Raw genomic sequence first — 11,691 nt, 5'->3', positions numbered from 1 at the left:
CACCCATCCGTGTCGCGCGCCCGCCTCATGAAAGGCAGTCAGCTATCCGGCGGTACCCGCCCCCGGCTCCAGGGCGTCCAGTGCCCTGCGCAGCCCCGTGAGCTTGCGCTCCAGATGCGCGGCGGTGGCCACCGCCGCGGCGTCCGCGGTCTCGTCCAGCTGTTTGGAGAGCGCCTCGGCCTGCTCCTCGACCGCGGCCAGCCGCGCGGAGAGCTCGGCGAGCAGCCCCGCGGACTCCCGCGCCTCGTCGGCGCTCGGCCGGCCGCCCTCCAGCTGGAGCCTCAGCAGGGACGCCTGCTCCCGCAGTTGGCAGTTCTTCATGTACAGCTCGACGAAGACCGAGACCTTCGCGCGCAGCACCCACGGATCGAACGGCTTGGAGATGTAGTCCACCGCGCCGGCCGCATAGCCGCGGAAGGTGTGGTGCGGGCCGTGGTTGATGGCCGTGAGGAAGATGATGGGGATGTCACGGGTGCGCTCGCGCCGCTTGATGTGCGCGGCGGTCTCGAAACCGTCCATACCCGGCATCTGCACATCGAGCAGAATGACCGCGAAATCGTCCGTGAGCAGTGCTTTGAGCGCTTCCTCCCCGGACGATGCCCGCACCAGTGTCTGATCGAGCGCGGAGAGGATCGCCTCCAGCGCCAGCAGATTCTCCGGCCGGTCATCGACCAGGAGGATCTTGGCCTTCTGCACCATGGCCCGTCCTCCTCGCCCCGGCATGGAACCGGACGCCGCCCCAGGGGACGACTCCGTCACGCCGCCCGTCCTTGTGCCGGTCATGGTAGCTGCACCCCGCCTGTCGCCACACCCTGTCACCGCGATGTCACTGTGCACGTAGCAGAAACGCAGACAGAGACCAGAAGGTTCCCCGGATCCTGCACTTCCACACGTGCCCGGCGACACTCAGTCAGCACGCGATGATCCTCTTTCGGCCCCCATACTGGACGCCCCGTCACTCCGCGCGCATCCATTGCTCCATGACCGACAGCAGATGATCGGTATCCACCGGCTTGGTCACGTAGTCGGACGCCCCGGAGTCGATGCTCTTCTCCCGGTCCCCCTTCATCGCCTTCGCGGTCAGCGCGATGATGGGCAGACCGGCGAACTGCGGCATCCGGCGGATCGCGGCCGTGGTCGCGTACCCGTCCATCTCCGGCATCATGATGTCCATCAGCACCAGGACGATGTCGTCGTGCTGTTCGAGCACCTCGATGCCCTCCCGGCCGTTCTCCGCGTACAGCACCGACAGCCCGTGCTGCTCCAGGACGCTGGTGAGCGCGAAGACGTTGCGGATGTCGTCGTCGACGATCAGCACCTTCTCGCCGTGGAAGCCGCCGTCGAAGCCCGGATCCACCAGATCCTGGCCGTTGCCGATCCAGGGCTCCTCGGCGGGCTGCTGGGCGCTCGGCTGCGCCGGGGGCGGGGTGGGCGGCGTGGGCGGCTGCGCCACGGACGTCTGCCGGCTGGGCAGCTCGAACCGGCGCTGAGCGCCCGAAACCGCCCGGCGGCGACGCCGGTTGAGGCTGCCGCCGGCGCCCGCCTCGCGGTGCTGCGCCTCCTCGGCCTCCTGCAGCCCGACCTCGGTCTCGCGGGCCTCCGCGTCCATCGCCAGCCCGCCGGCGACCAGCTGCGGGTAGCCCTGCGGCGGCAGCCCGCCGGGGTTGTGCGGCAGGTAGAGCGTGAAGGTGGAACCGCGGCTGGGCTCGCTGGCCGCGTGGATCTCACCGCCCAGCAGGCGGGCGATCTCCCGGCTGATCGACAGGCCCAGGCCGGTGCCTCCGTACTTGCGGCTGGTCGTGCCGTCCGCCTGCTTGAACGCCTCGAAGATGACGCGCATCTTGCTGGACGCGATACCGATGCCGGTGTCGGTCACCGAGAAGGCGATCATGTCGGCGTCCGGGTCGCGCAGCGAGCCGTGCTCCAGCAGCTGCTCGCGGATGGCCACCGGGACGTCCGCGCCGGCCGGCCGGATGACCAGTTCGACGGCGCCGCTGTCGGTGAACTTCACCGCGTTGGACAGCAGGTTGCGCAGCACCTGCAGCAGCCGCTGCTCGTCGGTGTGCAGCGTGGCCGGCAGCTCCGGCGAGACCCGTACGGAGAAGTCGAGTCCCTTCTCCGCGGTCAGCGGCCGGAACGTGGCCTCCACATAGTCGACGAGCTGGACCAGCGCGATCCGCGTCGGGCTGACGTCCATCTTGCCGGCCTCGACCTTCGACAGGTCCAGGATGTCGTTGATCAACTGGAGCAGGTCGCTGCCCGCACCGTGGATCGTCTCGGCGAACTCGACCTGCTTCGGGGAGAGGTTCCCCTCGGCGTTGTCGGCCAGCAACTTGGCGAGAATCAGCAGGGAGTTCAGCGGCGTCCGCAGCTCGTGCGACATGTTCGCCAGGAACTCCGACTTGTAGCGCATCGAGACCGCGAGCTGCTCGGCGCGCTCCTCCAGGACCTGGCGCGCCTCCTCGATCTCGGTGTTCTTCACCTCGATGTCGCGGTTCTGCGCCCGCAACTGCTCGGCCTTCTCCTCCAGTTCGGAGTTGGACAGCTCCAGTGCCCGCTGCCGGCTCTCCAGCTCCGCGGAGCGCTCGCGCAGCTGCTCGGTCAGCTCCTGCGACTGCTTGAGCAGCACCTCGGTCTTGGTGTTGACCGAGATGGTGTTGACGCTGGTCGCGATCATCTCGGCGATCTGGCTGAGGAAGTCCTTCTGGATCTGGGTGAACGGGTGGAAGGACGCCAGCTCGATCACGCCGAGCACCTTGTCCTCGAAGAGCACCGGCAGCACGATCACGTTCGCCGGCGGCGCCTCGCCCAGCCCGGAGGCGATCTTGAGGTAGCCGGAGGGCACGTTCTCCACCAGGATCGTGCGGCCCTCCTCCGCCGCCGTGCCGATCAGCGTCTCGCCGGGCCTGAAGGTGGTCGGCATCCCGCCCATCGCGTAGCCGTACGAGCCCATCAGCCGCAGCTCGTACGCGCCCGGCTCGCCGCCGTCCGCGCCGATCTCCTGGCTGTCGGGCTGCGCCGCGAGGAAGAACGCGCCGTGCTGCGCGGAGACCGCGGGCGACAGCTCGCTCATGATCAGCGTGGCGACGTCCTTGAGGTCGCGCCGGCCCTGCATCAGACCGGAGATCCGGGCCAAGTTGCCCTTGAGCCAGTCCTGTTCCTCGTTGGCGAGGGTGGTCTCGCGGAGCGTGGAGATCATGGTGTTGACGTTGTCCTGGAGCTCCAGGATCTCGCCGGCCGCGTCCACGTCGATCCGGACGTTGTGGTCGCCGAGGGTGACCGCCGCGGCGACCGCGGCGATGGCGCGCACCTGGCGGGTGAGGTTGCCGGCCATCTCGTTCACCGACTCGGTCAGGTCGCGCCAGGTGCCGGCGACGCCCCGTACCTGCGCCTGGCCGCCCAGCTGGCCCTCCGTACCCACCTCGCGGGCCACCCGGGTGACCTGCTCGGCGAAGGACGACAGCTGGTCGACCATGGTGTTGATGGTGGTCTTCAGCGCGAGGATCTCCCCGCGCGCATCGATGTCGATCTTCTTGGTCAGATCGCCCTTGGCGATGGCGGTGGTGACCATGGCGATGTTGCGGACCTGGCCGGTCAGGTTGTTGGCCATGGAGTTCACGGACTCGGTGAGGTCCTTCCACGTGCCGGCGACGCCGGGGACGCGGGCCTGACCGCCCAGGATGCCGTCGGTGCCCACCTCGCGGGCCACTCGCGTGACCTCGTCGGCGAACGACGACAGCGTCGTGACCATCGTGTTGACCGTGTCGGCGAGCTGCGCGACCTCGCCGCGCGCCTCGACCGTGACCTTCTTGGTCAGGTCTCCGTTGGCGACCGCCGCCGAGACCTGCGAGATGTTGCGCACCTGGATGGTCAGGTTGTTGGCCATCAGGTTGACGTTGTCGGTGAGGTCCAGCCAGATACCGGTCGCGCCCGGCACCCGCGCCTGGCCGCCCAACTGGCCCTCGGTGCCCACCTCACGGGCCACCCGGGTCACCTGCTCGGCGAACGACGACAGCTGGTCGACCATCGTGTTGACGGTCGTGACCAGTTCGAGGATCTCGCCCTTGGCGTCGACGGTGATCTTCTTGGACAGATCGCCGCGGGCCACCGCCGTCGTCACCTCGGCGATGTTGCGCACCTGCGACGTCAGGTTGTTCGCCATGAAGTTGACGGACTGGGTGAGGTCCTTCCACGTACCGCTGACGCCCTGCACCTCGGCCTGGCCGCCCAGGATGCCCTCGGTGCCCACCTCGCGGGCGACCCTGGTGACCTGCTCCGCGAACGAGGAGAGCTGGTCGACCATCGTGTTCAGGGTGTTCTTCAGCTCCAGGATCTCGCCCCGGGCGTCGGCGTCGATCTTCTGCGACAGGTCGCCGCGCGCGACCGCCGTGGCGACCTGCGCGATGTTGCGGACCTGGGCCGTCAGGTTGCCGGCCATGCCGTTGACGGAGTCGGTCAGATCGCGCCAGACGCCCGCGACGCCGGGCACCTGCGCCTGGCCGCCCAGCCGGCCGTCCGTACCGACCTCCCGGGAGACCCGGGTGACCTGCTCGGCGAACGCGGAGAGCTGGTCGACCATCGTGTTGATGGTGTTCTTCAGCTCCAGGATCTCGCCGCGCGCGTCCACGTCGATCTTCTGCGACAGGTCACCGCGCGCGACCGCCGTCGTCACCTGCGCGATCTGCCGCACCTGCGAGGTGAGATTGCCCGCCATGAAGTTGACGGAGTCGGTCAGTTCCTTCCAGGTGCCGCTGACGCCGTCCACCCGGGCCTGACCGCCCAGCCGGCCCTCGGTGCCCACGTCCCTGGCCATCCGCGTGACCTGGTCGGCGAAGGAGGACAGCTGGTCCACCATCGTGTTCACGGTGTTCTTCAGCTGGAGCATCTCGCCGGAGACGTCGACGGTGACCTTCTGCGACAGGTCGCCGTTGGCGACCGCGGTCGTCACCTGGGCGATGTTGCGCACCTGCCCGGTCAGGTTGCGGAAGGCGGTGTTGACGGAGTCCGTCAGGTCCTTCCACGTGCCCGCGGCCCCGGGGACCGCCGCCTGGCCGCCCAGCTCGCCCTCGACGCCGATCTCCCGTGCCACGCGGGTGACTTCGGCACCGAACGCCGAGAGCTGGTCCACCATCGTGTTGACGGTGTTCTTCAACTCCAGCATCTCACCGGCGACATCGACGGTGACCTTCTGCGAGAGATCGCCGTTGGCGACCGCGGTCGTCACCTGCGCGATGTCCCGCACCTGCCCGGTCAGGTTGCGGAAGGCGTTGTTCACCGAGTCGGTGAGGTCCTTCCACGTGCCGGCCGCGCCCGGTACCTGCGCCTGGCCGCCGAGCTGGCCCTCGGCCCCGACCTCGTTCGCCACCCGCGTCACTTCGTCCGCGAAGGTGCGCAGCGTCTCGGTCATGGTGTTGATGGTGTCGGCGAGCTGCGCGACCTCGCCGCGCGCGCTGACGGTGACCTTCTGCGACAGGTCGCCGTTCGCGACGGCGGTGGTGACCTGGGCGATCCCGCGCACCTGCGCGGTGAGGTTCCCGGCCATCAGATTGACCGAATCCGTCAGGTCCTTCCACACGCCGGCGACGCCGGGGACCTGAGCCTGCCCGCCGAGCTCACCCTCCGTACCGACCTCGCGGGCGACCCGGGTCACCTCGGAGGCGAAGGAGGACAGCTGGTCCACCATCGTGTTGACGGTGTTCTTGAGTTCGAGCATCTCGCCGGCGACATGGACGGTCACCTTGCGCGACAGATCACCCTTGGCGACCGCGGTGGTCACCAGAGCGATATCACGCACCTGAGCCGTCAACCGGGAGGCCATCGTGTTGACGGACTCCGTCAGGTCCTTCCACGAGCCGGACATTCCGCGCACCCGGGCCTGCCCGCCGAGCTTGCCCTCCGTACCGACCTCACTGGCCACTCGCGTGACCTCGTCGGTGAACGCGGAGAGCTGGTCGACCAGCCCGTTGACCGTACGGCCGACCTTGAGGAACTCACCGCGCAGCGGATGCTCCGAGGAGCTGTCCGAGCTGCGCGAGCGCAGGTCCATCCGCTGCTCCAGGTCTCCCTCGGAGACCGCCGAGAGCACCCGCCCCACCTCGGAGACGGGCCGCACCAGGTCGTCGACCAGGGCGTTCGAGGCGTCGATGGCCGCGGCCCAGGAGCCTTCGGCGGCCCCGACCTCCAGCCGTTCGGTGAGTTTTCCCTCACGTCCGACGACCCGGCGCACCCGCGCCAGCTCACCGGTCAGATGCAGATTGCGGTCCGCGACCTCGTTGAAGACCGCCGCGATCTCCGACATGACGCCGTCGCCGGACACCGTGAGCCGTTTGCGGAAGTTCCCGTCCCGCATCGCGACCAGAGCGACCAGCAGCCGATTCAGCGCAGCCGTATCCACCTCGGTCGTCCCGTTGCTCCGGGATCGTCCGCCTTTCGCGCGCGTGCTTGCGCCCCGCGCCGCTGCGCCAGACTCCACCGTGTCCCTCCCGAAGGGTCGACCGTTCCACCCGGGCTTTCTCTTGATACTTGCCCAGTGTTTCACCATGGCCCAACCAGGCCATAACAGTTCGGCAGCATCGCACACGTCCCAGGGAACGATTGGGGCGGAAACACACGTGACCGGCATCCTCGGGTGCGGCGAAGGTAAGTAACCTGGCATACGGCTGTCCACCCCCCGGTCTCGCTCCCGGGCGGTGGTACGAGCACGACAGGTATTCGGAGGGGCGCCGCGACCATGGGGGAGCAGATCACCGACACACGCATGAGGAGACCAGTGATCACCGCGCGGGCCACCGCAACCTTCGACCCGGTGGGGCGCTCGGTCGCCACTGCCCGTGCGTTCGTCCGTGACACCCTCCAGGGCTGGGGCTGCGCCGACATCGTCGACGACGCCGTCGTCCTCACCAGCGAGCTGGTCACCAACGCCGTGGTCCACGCCGGCACGGCCGCCGACGTGCTGTGTCTGCGCAATGACGGAGGGGTACGGATCTCGGTCGCCGACCGATACCCCGAACGTGAGATCCCGCTCCAGAACGCCGGACAGGTCGTCGTCCACCCCGACCGCGAGGGCGGCCGCGGTCTGCTGCTGTGCGGCGCACTCGCCTCCCGGTGGGGCGTCGAGTACACCGCCGCGCAAAAGCACGTCTGGTTCCAGCTCGACCTCCCCGAGCGCCCCGCCGGCACCCGCTCCGCCGGCCCCGCCCTCCCGGTGGACGCCCTCCCGGTCACCGACACCCGCGTGCGGGTCGCGGTGGTCCAGATCGACCGCGGCGGCTGCATCAGCTTCTGGAACGAGGACGCCCAGGACCTCTTCGCCTACGACCGCGAGCAGGTCATCGGCAAACCGCTCACCGACTTCGCCGCCTGGCCGCACACCCCCGGCACCGGCACCGGCATCGCCGAGGCACTCCAGCTCTCCCGCTGGGAGGGCTCCTACGGCATGCGCGGCGCCGACGGCCGCGTCATCCCCGTATACGCCTCCCACCTGCGCGTACGCGATGCCGACGGCGAGGCGTCCACGGTCTGCCTCCTGGTGCGCGACCACGAGCGCGCGATCCTCCAGAGCCCCCAGCGCACGCCCGCACCGGACGCCGCCGCCCAGGCCGTGCAGTCCGAGGGACGCCCCTCCGACCCCTTCGAGGTCTTCATCGGCTCCCCGGCCCCCGACGACCTCGACGGCCTGCTCCAGCGCACGGTCGAACGCGCCCGCGACATGCTCGACGGCGACGCCGCCTACCTCCTGCTGGCCACCGACGACGAGACCGAGCTGGAGGTACGCGCCTCCACGGGCCTGCCCTCCGCCCGCCAGCGGTTCGCCCGCGTCCCCGTCGAGGCCGGATCCGGTCGCTACGGCTCCGCCCGGATGCCCGCCGTCCACGAAGACCTCACCGCCGTCCCGGGCGCCGTACCACTGCTCAGCGGCACGGGCATGCGCTCGGTCGTCACCGTCCCGCTGAAGGTCGAGGGCCGCCTCACCGGCTCCCTCGGCGTCGCCGCGGAAGGCCCCGGCCGCTATACGAACGAGGAGGCCCTCCGCCTCCAGTTCGCCGCCGACCGCATCGCCCTCGCCGTCGAACGCGCCCGCCTGACCGAGCTGGAGAAGCTGCGCCGCGGCTCCCTGTCCTTCCTCGTCGAGGCATCCGACCTCCTGGCCGGCACCCTCGACCGCGACCAGACCCTGGCCCTGATGGCCCAGATGACCGTCCCCACGCTCGCCACGTGGTGCGCCGTCTACACCGTCGCCGACCAGACATCCGAGCCCGAACTCTCCTACGTCCTGCACGAGGACGAGGACCGCATCGACGGCCTCAAGACCCTCCTGATGAAGGTCGACCCGCCCGAGCCGGTCCCGACCCCGGGCGCCCGCGTATGGACCGCCCCCGGCGACGCCGCGCACGACGCCGCCCTGCGCACCTCCATGCGCAGCCTGGGCCTGGGCAACTCCGCCCGCCCCTCCAGCGGCCCCGGCGCCACCCTCGCCACCGCCTCCGCCGTCGGCGGCGAGACCGTCGTGCTCCCGCTCGTCGCCCGCAACCGCGTCATCGGCATGCTCACCCTCGGCAAGCCCACCGAGGAGCACTTCCGCCAGGAGATCCTCGAACTCGCCGAGGACCTCTCCCGCCGGGCCGCCCTCGCCCTCGACAACGCCCGCCTCTACTCCGAGCGCACGGCCATCAGCCAGTCCCTCCAGCGCAGCCTGCTCCCCCCGGAGCCGCTGCCCGACATCGCCGGCGTCGAGATCGAGGTCATCTACCGCGCGGCCGGCGAGGGCAACGAGGTCGGCGGCGACTTCTACGACCTCTTCCCCATCCGCGACGGCGCCTACGGGTTCGCCATCGGAGACGTCTGCGGCACGGGCCCGGAAGCCGCGGCCGTCACCGGCCTCGCCCGCCACGCCCTGCGCCTGCTCGCCCGAGAGGGCTTCGGCGGCCCCGCCGTCCTGGAACGGCTCAACGCCGCCATCCTCGACGAGGGCGCCCGCAGCCGCTTCCTGACGCTGCTCTACGGCGAGCTGTGGCCGCAGGACGACGGCAGCGCCGTCCTCAAGGTCGTCTGCGCCGGCCACCCCCTGCCGCTCCGCCTGCGCCAGGACGGCACGGTCGAGCCGGCGGCCGAACCCCAGCCGCTCCTCGGCGTCATGGACGACCTCGAACTCTACGAGCAGACCGTCACCCTCGACCCCGGCGACGTCCTGCTGTGCGTCACCGACGGCGTCACCGAACGCCGCGAGGGCACCCGCATGCTCGGCGACGACGGCCTCACCGACGTCCTGACGACCTGTACGGGCCTGACCGCCGGTGCCGTCGCCGCCCGCGTGCTGCGCGCCGTGGAACGCTTCGCCGCCGAACCGGCCTCCGACGACATGGCCATCCTCGCCATGCGCGTCCCCGAGTTCCAGACGAGCTGACCACCCCGGAGCAGCGGCCGCCGCGGCCCGTGTGGGCTGCGTCACAGCCCACCGGCCGCTGCCCCGGCATCACCGGCAACCTTGCGCGCGGTGCACTGCACCCTTGCCCGACCTGCAGTGGAGTCGGCCCCAACGGCCGCGCACGATACGGCACATGACATCTCACACCGCGGGTTCGCCCGGCGATCAGCTCGCCGTCGTCAGCCAGTCCGGCTCCACCGTCACCTTCTTCGACGCCGCCACCCACGAACGCCTCGACGTCCTACGGGTGCCGCCGCAGCCGCACGAACTGTGCTTCGACCCCGACCACCGGCTGCTCTACTGCGCCAGCACCTACCGGTCCGGTTACTACCATGCCAACGCGGGCCGGTCCCACGAGGTCACCGTCATCGATGTCGACACCCGCACCATCGTCGCGACCCTCGACCTCTCCCCCGACCACGCCCCGCACGGCCTGGCCCTGGACCGCGCCCGCGCCCGGCTGTACGTGAGCGTCGAGGCCACCGACTCCGAGCCGGGCGGCGTCGTCGTCATCGACACCCGCACCCACGCGCGCCTCGGCCGGATCTCCACCATGGCGCCCGGCCCGCACTGGTTCGCCGTCACCCCCGACGGACGGCAGGGCTACGCCACCAACAAGGAAGCCCCGTTCGTCTCCGTCGTCGACCTCGACCGCGGGGTCTGCACGCACCGCATCCCCGTCCCCGGCAGCGAGGGCCTCGCCGTCGCCCCCGATGGCCGCCATGTCTACGTCGCCGCCCCCAAGGCCGAGTTCCCCACGCCGTCGCCGGCGCCCACGGCCCTCCACATCATCGACACCACCACCCACGAGACCGTCCGCACGCTCCCCACCAAGGGCCAGACCCTGCCCGTCCACGCCACCGCCGACGGCACCCTCCTCGCCGGCGAGCTGCGCCAGGACAGCACCTCCGGCGGCCCGCTCGGCACCCAACTCCCGGGAGCCCTGACCGTCTTCGCCCCCGACACCCTCACCCCTCGCGGAGAAGTACAGGTCGGGCGATTCCCCCTGACCATCACCTCCTCCCCCGACGGCCGCCTCGCGTACGTCTCCGGCCTCCTGGACAGCACGGTGACCGTCGTCGACCTCCAGAACCTGAGCCCCGTCACCACTCTGACGGTCGATCGCACCGACGTTTCCGGTGCCCACGGCCTGGCCTATATCCCCGCGAAGAGCTGACCCGCCACCGCACACCGGATCCGCATACGACAAAGGCCCCCGCCGAATGGCGGGGGCCTTTGCCCTCTGGAGCCCCAATACGGAATCGAACCGTAGACCTTCTCCTTACCATGGAGACGCTCTGCCGACTGAGCTATTGGGGCGCAGCAACGGAAAGAATATTACCCCAACTCCGCGGCGAGTTCGAACCGGACACCGCCGTGCCTAAAAGGCCGGCTGCAGCAATCCGCCCAGTGCATTGCAGGCACCGACCATCTTGTGCAGCTCCCGCCGCGACATCCCCATGTGCACGGGCAGCGCCAAGGTCTCGTCCACCGCACGCTCGGTCTCCGGCAGAAACACATCCCGCCGCAGCCCCGGCATCCGGTAGACCGGCGCCAGCACGGGCACCTTGCACGCAACTCCCTTGGCACGCAACGCCCGTCCGAACGCGTCCCGGTCCGGCCGCCCGTTCCCCGGCACCCGCACCACATACTGCTCGTAGGTGTGCCCCGCCGCGGGCTTCGGCGTCCAGACCCCGTTGAGCCGACTGTCCAGATACTCCGCATGCGCCCGACGCAGCTCGGCTCCCGCCGGGTCCGCCCCGGGCTCGTCCTCCACCAGCACCAACAGCCCGTGCCGCTGCCCCACTTCACGGATCCAGCCGACGTCGGCCCGCCGCCCGAACCGGTGCATCACGACGATGGCAGCGGTCCGGCTGGTCACCGCGTCCGCGACCGCGGCCGGGTCCAGGCAGTAGCTCTCGGCGTCCACATCGGCGAACACCGGCACCGCGCCCAGCTCCACCACGGACCGGGCCACTTCGGCGTTGCCGTACGCCGACAACACGACCTCGTCACCAGCGCGTACGCCGGCCGCCCTGAGTGTTCCCACTGTGCCCATGACGCGGATCATCGTCAGATGAGGTGAACGTCGCGTTACACCCACCACCCGAAAATCAGAACAAAAAAGCTCTGGTCCCTGAACCACGAGGATTCAGGGACCAGAGCTGAAGAATTGTTCGGCGGCGTCCTACTCTCCCACAGGGTCCCCCCTGCAGTACCATCGGCGCTGAAAGGCTTAGCTTCCGGGTTCGGAATGTAACCGGGCG

General features: G+C 70.0%; 5 protein-coding genes, 1 tRNA gene and 1 rRNA gene. 2 read left to right on the top strand and 5 right to left on the bottom strand.

Annotated features, from left to right (window positions below):
- Positions 1–42 precede the first annotated feature (42 nt).
- On the bottom strand, positions 43–699 hold the full coding sequence (locus ACZ4NB_RS30760) for a response regulator (RefSeq protein WP_467666319.1): 657 nt from the start codon (positions 697–699) through the stop codon (positions 43–45).
- 256 nt (positions 700–955) lie between these two features.
- Positions 956–6,472: a HAMP domain-containing protein gene (locus tag ACZ4NB_RS30755; protein WP_467666318.1), complete on the bottom strand. Its 5,517-nt coding sequence runs from the start codon at positions 6,470–6,472 to the stop codon at positions 956–958.
- A gap of 258 nt (positions 6,473–6,730) precedes the next feature.
- Between ACZ4NB_RS30755 and ACZ4NB_RS30750 the strand changes: the two genes are divergently transcribed.
- Both ACZ4NB_RS30750 and ACZ4NB_RS30745 read left to right on the top strand, forming a co-directional pair.
- Positions 6,731–9,403: a SpoIIE family protein phosphatase gene (locus tag ACZ4NB_RS30750; RefSeq protein WP_467666317.1), complete on the top strand. Its 2,673-nt coding sequence runs from the start codon at positions 6,731–6,733 to the stop codon at positions 9,401–9,403.
- Between the two features lie 154 nt (positions 9,404–9,557).
- Positions 9,558–10,601 carry a YncE family protein gene (locus ACZ4NB_RS30745; RefSeq protein WP_467666316.1) on the top strand — a complete coding sequence of 348 codons (1,044 nt, stop codon included), beginning with the start codon at positions 9,558–9,560 and terminating at the stop codon, positions 10,599–10,601.
- A 67-nt stretch (positions 10,602–10,668) separates the two neighbouring features.
- Here the strand turns inward: ACZ4NB_RS30745 and ACZ4NB_RS30740 are convergent.
- From ACZ4NB_RS30740 to rrf, 3 genes are all read right to left on the bottom strand, one after another.
- Positions 10,669–10,744, bottom strand: a tRNA-Thr gene (locus ACZ4NB_RS30740).
- A gap of 61 nt (positions 10,745–10,805) precedes the next feature.
- The gene (locus ACZ4NB_RS30735; protein WP_467666315.1) at positions 10,806–11,483 is read right to left on the bottom strand and encodes a DegT/DnrJ/EryC1/StrS family aminotransferase; all 678 of its coding nucleotides are present in this window, start codon (positions 11,481–11,483) and stop codon (positions 10,806–10,808) included.
- Between the two features lie 116 nt (positions 11,484–11,599).
- Positions 11,600–11,691: ribosomal RNA gene (rrf, locus tag ACZ4NB_RS30730) — 5S ribosomal RNA — on the bottom strand; the annotation flags it as partial.

Source organism: Streptomyces sp. NPDC026575 (genome assembly GCF_055567415.1).
The sequence above is the reverse complement of the archived record's forward strand: the minus strand, read 5'-3'. Positions and strand labels throughout refer to the sequence as shown.